This window comes from Streptomyces sp. NPDC047706 (assembly GCF_043204795.1).
Classification (GTDB): domain Bacteria; phylum Actinomycetota; class Actinomycetes; order Streptomycetales; family Streptomycetaceae; genus Streptomyces.
The window spans coordinates 107,036-122,122 of sequence record NZ_JBIDCW010000018.1 but is presented as its reverse complement, the minus strand read 5'-3'; the positions used below and the strand labels follow the sequence as shown (position 1 = coordinate 122,122).

Sequence of the window (15,087 nt, the reverse complement as noted above, 5' to 3'; positions counted from 1 at the left end):
CCGCCCTGCGCGACGGCCCCGCCCCCTCTCCATAGTCACGCCGTCTGAAAGAAGCCCCGATGCCCTGGTTCAGGATCGACGACAAGGCGCACTCCCACCCGAAGCTCATCAAGGCTGGGAACGCTGCGCTCGGTCTGTGGCTGCGCTGCGGTGCCTACGCCGCACAGCACCTGACCGACGGCATCGTTCCCGGCGTCGTGGCCGAGCTGTACGGCACCAAGCCCCAGGCCGCCAAGCTCGTCAAGGCTGGCCTCTGGCACGAGCATGGCCACGACTGCCCTCGCGGATGCCCCAATCCGGCGCCCGACGACTACGTCTTCCACGACTTCCTTGACGACGGCCGCAACACGTCGCGAGCCCGCCACGAAGCGGAGAAGAAGAAGGCCCGGGAGCGCCAGGCGAAGCACCGCGAGGAAGCCCGAGGCGGCCAGAACGGCGACGAAAACGCTGAGAAAACGAGGGACTTTACCTTCGATTCGTCCTCGAAAAAAAGTGAAAGTGCTTCGGAAAAATCGCAGAGTTCTGACTCAACCGCAGGTCAGAGCGGTGAGTCACGGCGTGACGCTTCCGTCACGGGTATCCATGCCGGTGCCACTCCTTACCCCAGTACTTCCTACGGAAGTACTGGTGCTGCAGGCGAGCAGCGATCGGCTGGTCTCCCCGACGCCCTCTCAGACCTGAAGCGAGGCATTGCGACCGCCGGCCTCACAGGCGTCGCCTGGGACCTCCGCGAGTCCAGCTGGGAGTACACCCGGCAAGCCATCGAACGCGTCGGCGTCGCCGCGATGGTCGCCTACGCCGTCAACTCCGCCCGCCTCAAGGGACAGCCCGCCGGAGCCTCCGCCTGGGTTCAGGGCTGGCGCTCCCTTGAGGCCCCTGAACAGCAGGACGGAATCGCCTACCTGCCGGCCGCGGTCGGGCAGATCGGGCCGGCCTCCCGTCAGCAGCAAGAGACCAACGACCTCTTCGACCGCGCCATGCAGCGCGCCAAGTCCCGGATGCAGGAGGACCAGTGACCCCCGACGAGACCGTGGTGCTCGCCCGCTACGTGCGGGCGCTGTGCCCCCAGCAGAAGTTCGACGAATACACCCCCGACGCCTGGCACGACGTGCTCTCGGACTTCGCCCTCGCAGACGCCCGTGCAGCTGCCGCCGCGGTTGCCCGCCGGCAGCCGTTCGTCAGCCCGGCCGAGATCATCGACGAGATCCGCAAGATCCGCGACGCCCGGGCCGACGGCTTCCAGGGTCCCGGCATGTCTGCCGAGATTCCCGACGCGGACCCCGACGACGTGCAGGCCTACTTGTCAGCCCTCCGCGGACTGCGGACCCGCGCCGCAGACGGCCTGGAGATGAAGAAGCGCCCCATCGCCCAGCTGCTGGCCGGCATCGGCCGAGACGTCTCGGGTGAGGTGGCAGCCGTGAAGAGGCCGGGCCCGCTCGGCAAGAAGTGCCCGAACTGCGGAGCCGCCATAGGCCGCCCCTGCCGCACGCCGGGCGGCAACGAGCGAGGACCACACTCCGCCCGCGCCGGCCAGACCGACCCCGCCGTCGAGCAGGCCGAGCTTGAGCGTCGGCGCCAGGCATCGGCCGCCTTCCTCGCCGCCCAGCAGGACACCCAAGAGGAGGCGTCATGACCGACTTCGACGCTGCGCAGATCCGTGCCGCCCGCCGCGACGGCAGCCTCCGCAGTCTGCTCCGCCAACAGATCGCCCAGGGCAAGGCTCGCCTCGGCACGACACCCGTGAAGGAGTGGCCGAGCGGCCGGCGCCGCGACGTCGGCGGCATCACCTGCCCGCACTGCGGTGCCGGACCCGACCAACGCTGCCACCTCCGCACCCGCGACAAGACGCTGCCCGAGCCCCACCCGCAGCGGCTCGCGACCTGGGCGCAGACCGTCGCCTGCTGCCCTACCTGCCAAGCCACCCCCGGTGAGCGCTGCCACCTGAACGGCGCCCCGCTCCCGCCCGCCACCGTCCACGCCGCCCGATACCAGGAAGCCGAGGCCACAGCCGCATGAAGAGTCCCGTTCCGTACTTCGGTTCGAAGCAGCGCATCGCGCCGTGGATCGCATCGCTGCTGCCGGAGCATGACCACTACGTCGAACCGTTTTGCGGCGGCCTGTCGGTCCTGTTCGCCAAGCGACCCGCGCCGATGGAGACAGTCAACGATCTCGACGGCGAGCTGATGACGTTCTGGCGGGTCCTGCGGGACAGGCCCGAGGAGCTGATCCGCGCCTGCATGCTCACCCCGCACAGCCGGACCGAGCTCGAAGCCACGTGGGAGCCGACGGAGGACGACCTCGACCTCGCCCGCCGCATCTGGTGTCGTCTCGCTCAGGGCCGGTCGGGCACGCTGCGCAACACCGGCTGGCGGCACTACATCGACCCGGCCGGCTCCGTACTCGGGATGCCCGGCTACCTCGAGGCCTACGTCCTGCGACTCGCGGCCGCAGCGGAGCGCCTTCACGGCGTCTCCCTCGAGGCCTTGCCCGCGCTGGACCTGATCGGCAAGTACGGCAAGCAGCCGAAGGTGCTGCTGTACGTCGATCCGCCGTACCTCGGATCCACCCGCGGGTGGGGCAACAACTACCGCTGCGAGATGAAGACCGACGCGGAGCACCGGGAGCTCGCGGCCGCGCTGGCTGACTGCAAGGCGGCGGTCGTCCTGTCCGGCTATCACAGCGAGTTGTACCTCGAGCTGTTCGACGGCTGGCACCGGTACGAGCAGTCGACGATGACCGGCAACGCGATCAGCACCAAGGGACGCACCGAAGTCATTTGGTCCAACCGCATTCTCGCCGGACAGGCCGACCTCTTCGCCGAGGAGGTGCCCGCATGAAGGTCCGCGCCGACATTGCCGCCCTCATCCGGGCCGGGCACACCAACGCGTCCATCGCCCACCGCCTGCACTGCGACCGCTCCACCGTCGCCCGCGCACGCCGCGCCCTCGACCTGCCGCCCGCGGACCAGCTCGGCCGGCTCTACGCCGAAGCCGTGCCCACCGGCCGCGCGTTGAAGCCGCCCACCGGCCGACTGCCACTGTCACCGGCACAGCAGGCAGCCAACCGGGAGCGGCTCCTCGCCGCACTCCGCGCCGACGCCGCCTGACCTGTGCGCCCCCGCACCCCACCCGCCCCACCCCGACACAGGAGCACCGATGACCAACACGACCGACGTGCCGCGCGCCTGGGCCGACATCGACCCCGCCGACGCGACCGAACTGGACCTGTCCAAGGACCTGACGATCACCGCCCCGCTCAACGAGAACGGCGAGCGCTGCCCCTGGCCGTGGGAGCCGCAGCAACTCGTCGGCGCCCCGATGGGCCAGTACCGCTGCGGCTACTGCGGCGCCATGGTCATGGCCGGGATGCCGCACCTGGACTACGCGCCGGAGGAGCGGCAGCTGACGGCCGACAACTTCGACGAGATCGCCGAGTGGAGCGGTGGCCGCCCGGCGGTGAGCGATCACCGGGTGCTGCTGATCGGTGGGACGGACGACACCGGTGAGGCCCGGATCGGTGACGTCATCCACCGCGACGGCTACGGCGAGTTCACGATCCGCCCCGCCTCCGCCTGACCGCCCCTGTCCTGCCCCCGCCAGCCAAGGAGACACACCCGTGACACCCGCCCCGATGACGGCCGATGCCGCCGACTGGATCCGCCTCAACGCCCTACCGCTGCTCTGGCGGTCCGAGACCGAGGACCTTCGAACCTGCCTCTGCCAAGCCCCACCCACCGACTGGCTCCACGGCACCACAGAACCCGCAGCACGCCTGTGGAACCGCGACGGGCGAACGGTCGCCTGGGGGGCCACTGGCGAAGAGACCAAGTTCCTTGGCGCGCGGCACCTCGTCGTGCTGTGGGAGGTCGGCCGTGTCTGCACGCGCCAGTCGCCCAAGCCCGCCGCCGTTCCCGCCCCGTGACAGCAGACAGTCCGGGCGTGCTCACAACACGCCCGGACCTGCCGGACACCGTACCCGTACCTGGAGGACACCCGTGACAGAGCCCGCAGCTGACGAAGTGCGCCAACTGCTCGTACACCCCGTCGTCTGGCCCCACCTCACCTCATGGCTCGCCGCCCGAGGCATCGCCCTCTCGCAGCAGCAGTTCACCGAGGACGACCTGCCCACCTACGTGATGACACCCGGCGCCGAGAAGCCGACGGACGCACGCGACCTCATGGGCGCGTACACGCGAATCTTCAAGCAGTTGCCGCGTGAGACCGCCGCGCTGCTCGTTGCCACGGTCACCTCCGACCCCGAACTGCACGGCCGACAGACGGCCCTCGCGCAGGCCGCGCTCCTCGTCAGCGTCGGCCACCGGCTCGGCTGGACCGACCCCGCCGCCTGACCACCCGCCGGCTGCCCTGCGGGGTGGCCGGCCCCGACTGAGGAGACACCCGTGACCCCCGGCCACCTGGTGATCGCCGCCCTGGTGTGTGGCGGGCTCGGCTGCGTGCTGCTGCTCGCCGCGGGCTGCCTCGCCCTGTCCACCGCTGTACGCCGCTACCGCAGGAGCTGACCATGACCGACCCGACCGAGACCGCCGCCCGTGACCAACTGCGTGGGATGGCCCTGAGTCTGGCCACCGGAACCGGGCCGCTTGTCGAGCCCCGCGAGTTCGACGCCGCCATCGACGCCTACCGCGATGCGGTCCTGGCCGCCGCTGTTCCTGCCGAGTTGGCCCGCGCGCAGGCAGAGGCGCACCAGTACCGGACCGCGCTTCAGGGAGTCGCACGCCGCGCCGCTGTTCCTGCCGGGCAGGCGCCCGCCACCGACCGGTCCGGCCTCCGCCAGCGCATCGCCGCCGCCCTGTACGAGCGGGAGCGACCCCCATGCGACCCGCACTGGCCCGACGTGTACGCCGCCGATCGCGAGGTGTTCGAGGCGATGGCCGACGCGGTGCTGTCGGTGCTGCCCGCGCACCCGGACCGGGCCACCGTGCTCCGGGAAGCCGCCACGGCTGCGCTGCTGCGGACCGCCGACCTCATCGCTCAACGAGCCGACAACCTGTGGGCTCCCGGTAGCAAGCCGCACACCGAGATGCACGCAGAAGCGGACGGGCTGCGCCAACTCGCCGAGGAGACCCCCGCCGCGCGCGAATGGTGCAAGTGCTCGTCCTGCTGGGGCTGGTTCGTTGAGGAACACCCCGGCGAAGACCTGGATGAGCTGGGCAAGGACTTGCGCTGGTGGTCGGGCCTGCCGGAGCACCGCGACCAGCCCGCCGCCGAAGCGCGGCAGGCGGCGGAGGACCGGACGTGACGTGGTCCACGCCGTACACCGGCACCCGCCGCCCTGCCCGACCCAAAGCCGCGATCACCAGCAGGCAGCTACAGATCCTCGCGCTCACCGCATCCGGCTACACCGCCGCCCAGATCGGCGCCCGCCTCGACATCGCAGCCTCCACCGTCCACGAACGACTGCACCGGACCTACCGGAAGTTGGGCGCCCGCGACCGTGCGCACGCCGTGGCGATCGCCCTCATCACCGGAGTGCTCGACCCGATAAGCATCGAACTACCCCAAACCCCTACAGATTCCCGGAAGGCATCGTGAGCCAGGATCCCCACACCCCCAACTCGACCCCAGGAACGGGCCTGAGCGCCCGCCTGACGGCCTCAGACCCCGTTGTCGGTGTCTCCGGACGCTCAAGCGCTCCTGAGGCGCCTCAGGCGGGCGCTGAGGGCTTCGACCTCCGTGACCGACTCACCGCCCTCCGCGCCCGCTGGCAGGCGGCCGGACCCCCGCCCGGCGTATCCCGCTGGTGGGACATCCGCCTCGCCGAACTCGACACCGCCCTCGACGGAACGCCCGCCCCGGCCGCGCCCGCCGGCTACTGCCCGCACTGCGGGCGCGGCGACTGCGCACCCACCCCCGAGGCCTACGAGCAGCAACGCCAACGCGCCGACCAGGCCGAAGCAGCGCTCGCCGAGCTGCGCGTAGAGCTCGACCGGGCGCGTCGTGTCGCCCTCAGCGTCCTCGACTGCGACCCGAACGCATGCCGCCACCAGGCCACCATCGAACGCGTCCGCCGGCTCGCTACGGCCGCCCGTGACGCCACCGCCGCAGGACGCAACGACTGGCAGATCGGGCAGCACAACTGCGCGGTGGCCGTCCTCGCCGCCCTCGACGGCAAGCCCGCCCCCGCCCACGACGCCGGGCCCACCGTGCGGGACTGCGCCGACGCCGACCGCGCCTGGCCCCTGCAGAAGCACGGCGAGTGATGGACGACAACCAGCTCACCCTCGACGAACTCTGCGACCTCGGCGCCGAAGAACTCCATGACCCCATCGACAGCCGCTGGCACGACCTTCGCCACCAGGGGATCACCGCCCGCCAGTACCACCGCCTCGTCGACGTGCACGTCGTCGGCGACTGGCTGTAACCCGCCCCGCCCGCACCAAGGAGCACGCCGTGATCGACGACGCACCCGAGTCCCGCCCCTGCGCCGTGTGCGACAAGCCCGCCCGCGAACGCGTCCACCGCGGCTGCCGCCAGCACATGGCCGACGCGCTCCGCGAACTCCCCGCCCTTTACCGGGAACTTGCTGCCACACTCGTCCCCGGCCGGCGGGGCGGCGACGGACGCACGGGCACCCGCACCGCGCCCATCCCGTGCAACCTCGACAGCCTCGACCTGCGGGGCCGCGGCGGCATCGAAGGCGTCGTCGGCGGCTGGGCCCGCGACCTCTGCGAACGCGAGCAGTGGGACATACCCGCCTACCAGTCCGTCGCCGCCATCGTCGACTGGGCCTGCGGCGTCCTCCTTGCCAACCTGCCGTGGATCTGCGACAAGCACGACGCCGTCAAAGAGATCGCTCAGGAACTCGCGCAGATCACCGGGCAGGCCCGGCGCATCGTCACCGGCGAGAAGCCGCCCATCCGCATCCCCGTCGCCTGCGACGGCTGCGGCCACATCCTTCGCGTCAGCCTCGACATGGACGGCATCCGGTGCCCGCGCTGCCAACAGCAGTACGACCACGCCGGAATGCTCAACCTCACACCCACCCGAAAGGCAGCCGCATGACGAAGGGCCCCGACCGCAACCCGCGGTCGGGGCCCTTCGCTGCACTCACTGTGTCGGCTGCCCGCTGCCCGGGCACGTCTCCCGGCTGCCCGGCCTCTGATGATGCGCCGCCGGGGCGCCCTTCTCCGCGCCAACCCAAGACCCGCACGCCGAACACGCCGCCCCGCACAGGCCAGGATCGAACCGGCCACCACGCTGATCACACACTTCGGCCCCCTCACTCGACGGGTAACGCACCCACAGTGCGCCCGCAGCGAGGGGGCCGGAAGGGCTCAAACCAGGCGCACGAACGCGCGCTCCCCATTCCGGAAGAACACCGTCAACCCCGGCGACTTCTGCCCCTCCCGCACCGACCAGACGTCGATCCGCTCCGTGTCCACCGGCTCCGCCCCGCCGATCACCCCAGCCAGCCAGGCGTCCGGAGCACCCCCCACAGGCACAGTCTCGACCGCGGGCGGCCGGCCCTCCACAGCCGGCGTCTGGCGATCGTGCTTCGCGCCGTCCGCCAGCTGCCCTATCACCTGCCACCGCTGCTCCCGACCACCCGCCGTAGCAGCCAGCGCATACGGGTACGGGCCACCCTCCAACGCCTTCGCCTGCTGCACATCCGGAGTGCGTTGCAGCAGGTCAACGAGATAGTCGCGGTACTCCAGCGGGCGCATGGTGAAGATTCCTTTCGTGGGGCGTGGGCCAGTCTATGAAGGCTGGGACTCGGGGGCAGCAGAAGGCGCGCGATGACAGCGAGACCAGCGGGAAAGAAGCGGGCGCCCCGCGTTGACGGGGCGCCCAAGCGGCAGTCAGCCGCGCGTCACGGCCAGCTGCGGCGGCACCGGCGGGGCTACGGCTCCGTTGACTCCTGCCACAGCCGAGCCGCCAGCAAGTCCACCTCGTCCTGCGATAGGCCTTGCTTCACCGCGATCACCATGCGCGCCCCGTCCGGCAACGTTGCTTCCCGCATCTCCACGCTCGGCTGCTCCGACACGCTGCTCCCTCACTCAGGGGTTCGGCTGTACTTGGCGATGGTCTTCTGGTTCGTCGATGAGTCCTGCAATCGCAGTTCCCAGGGCCCGGTATTCATGTCGAAATCCTTACCGAACCCAACCCACTTACCTGCCATTCGCTGGCCGGTCGGTTCGATCAGCATCTGGATTGCGCCGTGGTAGCGGGCGCCGCGGTAGTAGCCGTCGGTCGCGGTCGTTTCCACCCACGTGCCTGTGACGACACCCCCGTCCACCGTTAGGTCCATGGTGAGCGGCGAGTTCGGATTGGAGGACGCTTCCGGCAGGGAGCGCACCGTCAGTCGGTTGCCGTGCTGGAGCAGCACGACGTAGTGCATGCCGACGAAGCTGGAGTCCCGGCCACTGGAGAAGTACTCGTACTTCGACAGCCAGACGCCAGAGTAGTTTCCGCGCGGCGAGGTCTGCGGCGTGGGTCCGGCACTCGGGGCGGCGACCCCCTCTGGGGAGGAATGAACGTCGTGCCCGCCATGTCCGTCGCCGCTGACGCGCGCCATGGCGAGGGGCATGGCGAAACCCAAGGACTCGATGGGCATGCCGGTCACAGCTTCCAGCGCCCTGGCGTAGTTGCCGCGCGGAGTTGAGATCGCGCCAGACTCCCAGCGCTGGACGAGGCGCTTGTTGGCGCCGTTGGGCTGCCCGATGCGCTCGCCCGCGCCGTTGATCGCCTTGGCGAACTCTTCCTGGCTCATGAGCATGCCCATACGGACCGCCCGGAGTGTGGCGTTTGGTGTCGTCATGCGCACCACGCTAGCCCTCTTCTGAGGATTATGCCTCCGAAATGACACCCTAAGACGTCAGAGCGACGTCACTTTCGACGTCGCGAGCTGCAGGGCGCCGGCCTCACTGTGTGGATATGACGGATCACGGAGTGGGTGCAGCGTCTTCATTGGGCTCGCCGGCCAGCACGATTCGGCGCACCTGCTGGCGGGTGTAGCCGGTGGCTTCGCAGATGTCCTTCTGTGGGATCTCGTCGGCGTCGGCGAGCCGAATGGCTGCAGCCAGTTCCTGGCGCAGGAACTCGGTGCGCCTCTCCGACGCTCTGAACCGAGCCGCCATCTGCTCCAACGATCGCTTGTCCATGGTGATCAGTGTTCCATTCGCCATCCCGTTCGCCGTCATGGCACATGACGTTACGCGACACCCTCAGGATTGCCTAGGTCCTAGCGCTTGACGAAGGAACACAATGTTCCCTACGGTGGAGCTCGTTGGTCAGCAAGCGGCCAACAAAGCAGCCCCGCCCGGTGCGCCAACACCGAAACGGGGCCTAGGTCAGACGCCCTCACATCAGGGAGACCGAACCATGAGCACTACGGTACCGCCCGCCAGCGTCCACACTTTCCCGGCGATCGCGCCGGGTCACCACCTCGCCCCCGTGGCGCTCGGCGCCCCCGGCTCCGAGCAGAAGATCGTGTTCGTGCCGTGCCCAGACTGGTGCACGACGAACCACATCGCGGAGTGGGTCCACTTCCTGGAGGACCTCGACCACACCGGCGACGAGTACGCCGTCCACGTGGGCTCGTTCTTCAACGGCGACAAGCCGGTCTACTCGCTGACCTCCTCGGTCGGCCTGGACCCGATGTCGCCCGATCCGCAGATGCGAGCGGCGCACGTCATCGTCGGCGATGAGGGCAGCGTCGATGCCTACCTGACCCCGGACATGGCGGTCCAGGCGGCGGGCGACCTGGAGAAACTGGCCGCGAAGCTTCGTGAGCACGCACGTACCGCCCGCCTGCACAACGCGCACGAGTCCGGGGCGGCGGCCTGATGGTTGACGCTGCAGAAGTAGGCCGTGTGCGCATCGACGCATCAGACGATCTGCTCTTGCGGCTCTACCAAGAGACCGCACGGCAGACGGCTAGTCACCAACGAGCGACGTGCCCCATCCACTTGGAGTGGCGGGACCGCTGCCGCGACCTGCACGAAACGGATGCTCGGTGATGGCCGGCACGCAGGTCCGATGCCTGGGCTGCCTTCGTGTAGTCCCAGGGAAGATCCGTCGAGGGCGATGCGAAAACTGCTACCGGTCCCACGTGCGCGACCTCAAGCGGACAGGAGCCTACGTGCCCCTGTCGGGCCCCAAGCAGCTGGCGACGACCTTGAATCCTGCAGTCAAGATTCTTGATCAGGTGCAGGTTGGAGGGGACGGCTGCTGGCGCTATCAGGGATACATCAACAGCCAGGGGTACGGGGTGCTGGACTACAGCCGCAGCGCTCCCCAGGTTCGCGCACATCGGGCCGTCTGGGAGTACCTGATTGGGCCGATACCCGATTCCCTCGAATTGGATCACCTTTGTCACGGGCAAGACGAGACCTGCCAGGGCGGACGCCAGTGCCTGCACCGCCGGTGCGTGAACCCAGAGCATTTGGAGCCAGTCACCTCGCTGACTAACACCCGACGAGGACTGAGTCCGTCAGGGATCAACGCTCGCAAGACCCACTGCAAGCACGGCCACGAGTTCTTGCCGCAAAACACGTACTGGCGTCCTCCCGAGAAGCCGCACCTTAGGCCCCGCCGCTCTTGTCTTACCTGCATTCAAGAGCGCCGCGAAGATCGCCGCCGGGCCTCCTAGAGCCGCCGCGCCGACAGGGAGAGGCCGAATCCCCCGCGGCCCCTTGTCGGCGCGGCATTCCACCCTCGCATCACGCCTCAAAGGAGGACCCCGTGAACAAGTGCGCCAACTGCAACAAGGTCCAGAGCACCCACTGCGGGCGCTGCGGATGCTGCAACCCGCGCGAGGTCGAGCACCCCGACACCTGCCCGGTCCAGCAGCGCCGTGAGCGGAAGCGCTCGCCCTGGTCGCGCTGAACCTGATCAACCCCCGCCATACCCCCACCCCCTTCACCCAGTGAGGAACCACAGCCATGCCCGAGCAGACCCGTCTCGCCGTTCTCGCCGAGTACCGCGCCGCCCGCGCCGACGAGGACTACCAGCGCGCCCTCGACATCGCGATGGCCGCCATGGACCACGACGAGGCGCACCCCGACGAGCCGCCGCTGATGCCCGAGCTGCGCGGCATGCACCTCCCGGCCGCCGCCTGACCCCGCCCCGATCGACCTCCCACCGGTTCTGAAAGGACTGACATGCCCGGCTTCCAGATCGTCACCGACGCCGCCACCTACACCGAAGGCGAAGCCACCAGCGACTTCAAGGAGCTCGGCTACGACCGCGCCGTCCTGGAGTCCTACAAGGAGATCGGCGACTGGGTCGAGCTCAGCTACGGCGGTGGCCTCACCGTCTCGATCCCCGAGGCCCGCATCCGGTACATCGCCGAGCGCTCCGCCTGACCCCCACCTGCCGGGCGCGGTACCCCCCGCCGCGCCCGGCACCCCGGCTCTGGCCGGGCCCGAGGTCGCCCCGCACACCTCCAGGCGGGGCGGCCCCGAGCACGACCAGCACCACTACCAACCGATCAACCGAGAGGAGGGCCCGATGCGCCCGTACCTGATCACCGCGAAGCCCGGCCGGCTCAACCGTGTCGCGCGCTGGGCGGGCCGGTGGGTGCTCAAGTCCCTCGCCCTCGCGGTGATGGTCGGGCTCGGCGCGCTCGTGTTCGTCGTGCGCTGCGCTCGCCCCGTCACCAACTACCTCGCCACCCGGGCCGCCTGGCTGGAGCTGTGGGCCGCCTCGGTCACCGGCATCGACCCGGTCGGTGCCGCAGTCGGTTCCGGCCTGACTGACGAGTTCATCCGCGAATTCCACCGCGCCCGCACCGGCGCCAACGTCTGAGAGGACTGATCCGTTGTGACCACCTCCGTCGAGAAGGTCAACGGGACGCCCGTTGCCTCCGAGCCGCGCTTCGACCCGGTGCGCGCCGCCGAGGCGGAGGCGATCCGGGCCCGAGCCGCCGCCGAACGCCAAGCCCTGCTCGTTGAGGCCGAGAGCGCCAAGGAGCTCGCGCTTCAGCAGGCCGAGCAGTTGCGCCTCGCCAACGACAAGCAGCGCATGGCCAACGAGACCTCCGCGCTGCGCCTCGCCCGTGCCCGCGCCACCGAGGAGGCGAAGATCGCCGAGGCGGAGGCGAAGCGGGAAGCGACCGAGCGCGCCGCGCGAGCCGCCCGTGAAGTCGAGGACGCCCGGCGCCGCGAGGAGCAGCAGCGGGCCGCCGAGGTCGCCCAGGCCGAGGACCGGTGGCGCAGCTACGCCCTGGGCTTCTACATCGTCTGCGCCGTCGTCGCCCTGCCCGTGCAGGTCGCCGCGTTCTACAACCCCAGCGCGATCTGGCTGATGGCCGCCCCCCTCATGCTCGAAGGCGGCGCCTGGGTCGTCCTCAAGGGCGCCGCCGCCGCCGTCGCCTCCCACCGCCCGCACTGGCACTACCGGCTCATCGCCTGGCTGCTCGCCTTCATCGCCGCCGCCATCAACCTGTGGCACGGCCTCCACGCCTTCGACCCGGCCACCGCAATCGGAACCGCGTTCGCGTCGATCGCCGGCCCGGGCGTCTGGGACCTCCACGAGCACGGCCGCATCCGCAAGCGCGACGGCGTCCTCACCCGACGGGAGCGCAAGGCGCAGGAGAAGGCCGCCCGCGACGAGGCCCGGCAGAAGGCCGCCGAGGAGAAGCGGCGGGCCGCCGAGAAGGAGGCCGCGGACAAGGTGGCTGAGGAGGCGCGCCAGCAGCTGGCCGCAGCACGTGCGGAGGCGTTCCCGAAGGTGTGGGAGCACGCCCTGAAGATCGCTGCCGCGCTCGGCGAGACCACCGTCACCGAGGCTGTGTGGAAGCGTGCGCACCGAGACGTCGAGGGCGCCGACCCGTCCGAGTCCGCTGACGTCATCCGCATGCGCAACGCCGCCGAGAGGCGGGTTGAAGCCGCCCGCCAGTCGAAGCCCGTCAACGCCAAGTCGCTGCAGGTGGATCAACAAATGCCCGGCCGTTCGGGGCGTGGTCACGCAGGGGGTCCGACAGTGCGCGGTACGCGACAGAAGGGCGACACCCAGAGGTACTCCCCGGCCGCCCGAAAGCAGGCCTCCATCACCGCCAAGAACGCCGCCCAGAAGGACGCGTCATGAGCCTCGACCAGCACCCCGAGTTCCCCGCCGACTGGGATGTCGGCAAGGTCATCCCCGGCGAGCTGCACGTGCCCGACGACCTGTCCGACGAGGACATCCCGCCCGGCATTGTCATCCCCTACGAGCCGCGCCTGCCCATGCTGTCGAAGACCGGCTCCGCTGCGATGGTCGTCGCCGCGAGCACCGGCCGGGCGTGCGGACTGACAGCCCGCTGGTTCTTCACCGGCGCCCGCGCCACCGCCGTCCTCGGCTGGCGCTACGTCCGCGCCCACGACCTCCAGGAAGTCCTCGGCGGCATGTCGAAGAGCGGCGACTGGAACAAGGTTGAGATCGTCCGCAAGCGGCGCTGGCGGTTCCTCGGCTGGGCGGGCGGTGTCACCGCCGGCCTCAACCTCACCGGCTGGTGGGCCCTCGTGAAGTTCGCTGACATGACCGCCCTCGACTGGTCCTGGGTCATCCCGCCCACCCTCACCGGTGCGGTCGCCGCCGCCGCGGTCACCATCTACGGCCGCTACCGGGTCAACAACCCGGGCCTCGCCCCGCAGCAGATCGTCGCCGAGCACGACGACCCCGACTCCGACGAGCCGTTCCCCCTCGCCCTGTGCACCTCGCCCGGCATGGTCGAGGACTGCGTGTCCCGAGCCTTCGCCTACGAGGGCATCGGCACCCGCGCGGTGCGGGCCCTCGGCTTCCGCGGCAAGTTCTGGGAGATCGACGTCGTCCTCCGCGGCTCCACGCCCGGCAAGGTCAACGCCGTCTGCGACCAGATGGACGCCCACTTCAACATCAAGCAGGGCGGCACCCTCATCGACCCCGACCCGGCCGAGTCCGCACACCTCGTGCTCCGCCTCGTCACCGGCAACCCGTTCGAGGACATGCCCAAGCCCAACGTGCACGCCCCGAACAGCCTGGACATCGCCGACGCGCACCACTTCGGCCGCTGCATGGACGGAAGCGACCTCAGCCTCGTCCTCGAAGGGCAGCGCATCCTCGTCATCGGCGTCTCCGGCGCCGCCAAGTCGACCGGCGTACTCCGCGACCTCGCAGAGGTCATCACCGCCTGCCACAACGCCATCGCCCTCGACTTCGACCCGGTCAAGGACGGGCTCAGGGAGTTCGAAGGCGTCATGGCCGCCCCGCCCATCCGCGGCAACCGGGCCTGCGAGGAGTGGCTCGACCACCTCGTGAAGATGGCCAAGGGCCGCAACACGGTGCGCAACCGGCTCGGCATGGGCGACACCTGGGTGGCCACCAAGGAGCACCCGGCCATCATCGGGTTCTTCGACGAGTTCATCTACATGAGCCCGCTGGCCAAGGAGCGGTTCATCGAACTCCTGCGCATCGGCAAGCAGTCCGGTATCTACGTGGTCGCCGCCGGCCAGGACGCCACGTCGGACGCCATGGGCGACGCGATCGCCGACACCTTCACCACGAAGATCATGCTCGCCTCTCGCTGGGACGACATCCGCATCGTGCTCGGCCAGGGCGCCGCGGCGAAGGGCTTCCGCCCCGACCGGCTCGTGCCCGCCCAGAACAAGGACATCAAGAACGACGCCGGCCAGTCGTACATCAAGGGCCCCGGCCTCGACCGGCCGCTGCTGTACGGGTGGAACGAGCACTCCCGCGAGGGCATCAAGCGGGCCGTCGAGGCGCGCAAGGAAGCCGGGCGGCCGTTGTTCGACCGGGACACGCTTCAGGCCGCCGGGCTGCTGCACCTCATGGACGGCGGCGCGAAGGAGACGCTCATCCCCGGCGGCCGGCAGATCGTCGTCGACGCCATCGAGGTGATGGCCACGGCTGGCGTCGAACGGATCCGGCCCGAGCCGCTCGCCGAGGCGCTCGCCGAGCTGAACCCCGAGCTGTACGCCGACCTCACGGCAGCTGACCTCCGGAAGCTCCTCCGTGAGGTTGGTGCGGGCGCACCGGTGCCCATCGGGGACATCGACGGGCTCAAGAACCCGCGCGGCTACAAGCTCGAAGCCCTGACCATTTTGACCTAGAAAGTGCACTGCTCGCGAGGTGCTCGCCGCTGCTCGGT

At 70.0% G+C, this 15,087-nt stretch carries 23 protein-coding genes; 20 read left to right on the top strand and 3 right to left on the bottom strand.

The features are described 5' to 3' along the window. Positions 1–59 precede the first annotated feature (59 nt). From ACGF8A_RS22045 to ACGF8A_RS21985, 13 genes are all read left to right on the top strand, one after another. Positions 60–1,016 carry a hypothetical protein gene (locus ACGF8A_RS22045; RefSeq protein ID WP_393110665.1) on the top strand — a complete coding sequence of 319 codons (957 nt, stop codon included), beginning with the start codon at positions 60–62 and terminating at the stop codon, positions 1,014–1,016. Next, positions 1,013–1,633: a hypothetical protein gene (locus tag ACGF8A_RS22040; protein WP_393110663.1), complete on the top strand. Its 621-nt coding sequence runs from the start codon at positions 1,013–1,015 to the stop codon at positions 1,631–1,633. Before ACGF8A_RS22045 ends, ACGF8A_RS22040 begins: the two co-directional genes overlap by 4 nt. After that, the gene (locus ACGF8A_RS22035; protein ID WP_393110661.1) at positions 1,630–2,016 is read left to right on the top strand and encodes a hypothetical protein; all 387 of its coding nucleotides are present in this window, start codon (positions 1,630–1,632) and stop codon (positions 2,014–2,016) included. The genes ACGF8A_RS22040 and ACGF8A_RS22035 overlap by 4 nt, the downstream gene beginning before the upstream one ends. Further along, a complete protein-coding gene (locus tag ACGF8A_RS22030) occupies positions 2,013–2,837 on the top strand; it encodes a DNA adenine methylase (protein WP_393110659.1) in 825 nt (274 codons plus the stop codon). The genes ACGF8A_RS22035 and ACGF8A_RS22030 overlap by 4 nt, the downstream gene beginning before the upstream one ends. Next, complete coding sequence (locus ACGF8A_RS22025; RefSeq protein ID WP_393110657.1) at positions 2,834–3,106, top strand: helix-turn-helix domain-containing protein; 273 nt, start codon at positions 2,834–2,836, stop codon at positions 3,104–3,106. Before ACGF8A_RS22030 ends, ACGF8A_RS22025 begins: the two co-directional genes overlap by 4 nt. A 49-nt stretch (positions 3,107–3,155) precedes the next feature. Further along, positions 3,156–3,575, top strand: coding sequence for a hypothetical protein (locus tag ACGF8A_RS22020; protein WP_393110655.1), 420 nt, complete (start codon positions 3,156–3,158; stop codon positions 3,573–3,575). A 40-nt stretch (positions 3,576–3,615) separates the two neighbouring features. After that, positions 3,616–3,921, top strand: a complete 306-nt coding sequence (locus ACGF8A_RS22015; protein ID WP_393110653.1) for a hypothetical protein — start codon at positions 3,616–3,618, stop codon at positions 3,919–3,921. A 73-nt stretch (positions 3,922–3,994) separates the two neighbouring features. After that, complete coding sequence (locus ACGF8A_RS22010; protein WP_393110651.1) at positions 3,995–4,348, top strand: hypothetical protein; 354 nt, start codon at positions 3,995–3,997, stop codon at positions 4,346–4,348. Between the two features lie 173 nt (positions 4,349–4,521). Beyond that, positions 4,522–5,259 (top strand): hypothetical protein, encoded by a 738-nt coding sequence (locus ACGF8A_RS22005; protein WP_393110649.1) that lies wholly within the window; start codon positions 4,522–4,524, stop codon positions 5,257–5,259. Continuing rightward, positions 5,256–5,552 (top strand): response regulator transcription factor, encoded by a 297-nt coding sequence (locus tag ACGF8A_RS22000; protein WP_393110647.1) that lies wholly within the window; start codon positions 5,256–5,258, stop codon positions 5,550–5,552. Before ACGF8A_RS22005 ends, ACGF8A_RS22000 begins: the two co-directional genes overlap by 4 nt. Further along, the gene (locus ACGF8A_RS21995; protein ID WP_393110645.1) at positions 5,549–6,220 is read left to right on the top strand and encodes a hypothetical protein; all 672 of its coding nucleotides are present in this window, start codon (positions 5,549–5,551) and stop codon (positions 6,218–6,220) included. The genes ACGF8A_RS22000 and ACGF8A_RS21995 overlap by 4 nt, the downstream gene beginning before the upstream one ends. Beyond that, positions 6,220–6,381 carry a hypothetical protein gene (locus ACGF8A_RS21990; RefSeq protein ID WP_393110643.1) on the top strand — a complete coding sequence of 54 codons (162 nt, stop codon included), beginning with the start codon at positions 6,220–6,222 and terminating at the stop codon, positions 6,379–6,381. The genes ACGF8A_RS21995 and ACGF8A_RS21990 overlap by 1 nt, the downstream gene beginning before the upstream one ends. A 29-nt stretch (positions 6,382–6,410) precedes the next feature. Continuing rightward, positions 6,411–7,022 carry a hypothetical protein gene (locus ACGF8A_RS21985; RefSeq protein WP_393110641.1) on the top strand — a complete coding sequence of 204 codons (612 nt, stop codon included), beginning with the start codon at positions 6,411–6,413 and terminating at the stop codon, positions 7,020–7,022. 272 nt (positions 7,023–7,294) lie between these two features. On the opposite strand, the gene ACGF8A_RS21980 is transcribed toward ACGF8A_RS21985, so the two are convergent. From ACGF8A_RS21980 to ACGF8A_RS21970, 3 genes are all read right to left on the bottom strand, one after another. Then, positions 7,295–7,684 (bottom strand): hypothetical protein, encoded by a 390-nt coding sequence (locus ACGF8A_RS21980; protein WP_393110639.1) that lies wholly within the window; start codon positions 7,682–7,684, stop codon positions 7,295–7,297. A gap of 329 nt (positions 7,685–8,013) precedes the next feature. Then, on the bottom strand, positions 8,014–8,778 hold the full coding sequence (locus ACGF8A_RS21975; RefSeq protein WP_393110637.1) for a helix-turn-helix domain-containing protein: 765 nt from the start codon (positions 8,776–8,778) through the stop codon (positions 8,014–8,016). A 124-nt stretch (positions 8,779–8,902) separates the two neighbouring features. Next, complete coding sequence (locus ACGF8A_RS21970; RefSeq protein WP_393110635.1) at positions 8,903–9,160, bottom strand: hypothetical protein; 258 nt, start codon at positions 9,158–9,160, stop codon at positions 8,903–8,905. 181 nt (positions 9,161–9,341) lie between these two features. On the opposite strand from ACGF8A_RS21970, the gene ACGF8A_RS21965 reads away from it, so the two are divergent. The 7 genes from ACGF8A_RS21965 (at position 9,342) to ACGF8A_RS21935 (ending at position 15,049) form a co-directional block, all read left to right on the top strand. Beyond that, the gene (locus tag ACGF8A_RS21965; RefSeq protein WP_393110633.1) at positions 9,342–9,806 is read left to right on the top strand and encodes a DUF6907 domain-containing protein; all 465 of its coding nucleotides are present in this window, start codon (positions 9,342–9,344) and stop codon (positions 9,804–9,806) included. 897 nt (positions 9,807–10,703) lie between these two features. Then, complete coding sequence (locus ACGF8A_RS21960; RefSeq protein ID WP_393110631.1) at positions 10,704–10,847, top strand: hypothetical protein; 144 nt, start codon at positions 10,704–10,706, stop codon at positions 10,845–10,847. Between the two features lie 56 nt (positions 10,848–10,903). Further along, positions 10,904–11,080, top strand: coding sequence for a hypothetical protein (locus ACGF8A_RS21955; RefSeq protein WP_393110629.1), 177 nt, complete (start codon positions 10,904–10,906; stop codon positions 11,078–11,080). A gap of 42 nt (positions 11,081–11,122) precedes the next feature. After that, on the top strand, positions 11,123–11,326 hold the full coding sequence (locus tag ACGF8A_RS21950) for a hypothetical protein (protein ID WP_393110627.1): 204 nt from the start codon (positions 11,123–11,125) through the stop codon (positions 11,324–11,326). A 145-nt stretch (positions 11,327–11,471) separates the two neighbouring features. After that, positions 11,472–11,768: a hypothetical protein gene (locus tag ACGF8A_RS21945; RefSeq protein ID WP_393110625.1), complete on the top strand. Its 297-nt coding sequence runs from the start codon at positions 11,472–11,474 to the stop codon at positions 11,766–11,768. Between the two features lie 15 nt (positions 11,769–11,783). Beyond that, positions 11,784–13,049, top strand: a complete 1,266-nt coding sequence (locus tag ACGF8A_RS21940) for a hypothetical protein (protein ID WP_393110623.1) — start codon at positions 11,784–11,786, stop codon at positions 13,047–13,049. Beyond that, the gene (locus ACGF8A_RS21935) at positions 13,046–15,049 is read left to right on the top strand and encodes a hypothetical protein (protein ID WP_393110621.1); all 2,004 of its coding nucleotides are present in this window, start codon (positions 13,046–13,048) and stop codon (positions 15,047–15,049) included. The genes ACGF8A_RS21940 and ACGF8A_RS21935 overlap by 4 nt, the downstream gene beginning before the upstream one ends. Positions 15,050–15,087 lie beyond the last annotated feature (38 nt).

What these genes read in the sequence shown, in the direction of transcription:
- ACGF8A_RS22025 (WP_393110657.1), top strand. Translation starts at nt 2,834, where the DNA reads ATGAAGGTCCGCGCCGACATTGCCGCCCTCATCCGGGCCGGGCACACC.
- ACGF8A_RS22045 (WP_393110665.1), top strand. Translation starts at nt 60, where the DNA reads ATGCCCTGGTTCAGGATCGACGACAAGGCGCACTCCCACCCGAAGCTC.
- ACGF8A_RS21980 (WP_393110639.1), bottom strand. Translation starts at nt 7,684, where the DNA reads ATGCGCCCGCTGGAGTACCGCGACTATCTCGTTGACCTGCTGCAACGC.
- ACGF8A_RS21955 (WP_393110629.1), top strand. Translation starts at nt 10,904, where the DNA reads ATGCCCGAGCAGACCCGTCTCGCCGTTCTCGCCGAGTACCGCGCCGCC.
- ACGF8A_RS21990 (WP_393110643.1), top strand. Translation starts at nt 6,220, where the DNA reads ATGGACGACAACCAGCTCACCCTCGACGAACTCTGCGACCTCGGCGCC.
- ACGF8A_RS22030 (WP_393110659.1), top strand. Translation starts at nt 2,013, where the DNA reads ATGAAGAGTCCCGTTCCGTACTTCGGTTCGAAGCAGCGCATCGCGCCG.
- ACGF8A_RS21965 (WP_393110633.1), top strand. Translation starts at nt 9,342, where the DNA reads ATGAGCACTACGGTACCGCCCGCCAGCGTCCACACTTTCCCGGCGATC.
- ACGF8A_RS21935 (WP_393110621.1), top strand. Translation starts at nt 13,046, where the DNA reads ATGAGCCTCGACCAGCACCCCGAGTTCCCCGCCGACTGGGATGTCGGC.
- ACGF8A_RS22035 (WP_393110661.1), top strand. Translation starts at nt 1,630, where the DNA reads ATGACCGACTTCGACGCTGCGCAGATCCGTGCCGCCCGCCGCGACGGC.
- ACGF8A_RS21950 (WP_393110627.1), top strand. Translation starts at nt 11,123, where the DNA reads ATGCCCGGCTTCCAGATCGTCACCGACGCCGCCACCTACACCGAAGGC.
- ACGF8A_RS21970 (WP_393110635.1), bottom strand. Translation starts at nt 9,160, where the DNA reads ATGACGGCGAACGGGATGGCGAATGGAACACTGATCACCATGGACAAG.
- ACGF8A_RS21945 (WP_393110625.1), top strand. Translation starts at nt 11,472, where the DNA reads ATGCGCCCGTACCTGATCACCGCGAAGCCCGGCCGGCTCAACCGTGTC.
- ACGF8A_RS22005 (WP_393110649.1), top strand. Translation starts at nt 4,522, where the DNA reads ATGACCGACCCGACCGAGACCGCCGCCCGTGACCAACTGCGTGGGATG.
- ACGF8A_RS22020 (WP_393110655.1), top strand. Translation starts at nt 3,156, where the DNA reads ATGACCAACACGACCGACGTGCCGCGCGCCTGGGCCGACATCGACCCC.
- ACGF8A_RS21975 (WP_393110637.1), bottom strand. Translation starts at nt 8,778, where the DNA reads ATGACGACACCAAACGCCACACTCCGGGCGGTCCGTATGGGCATGCTC.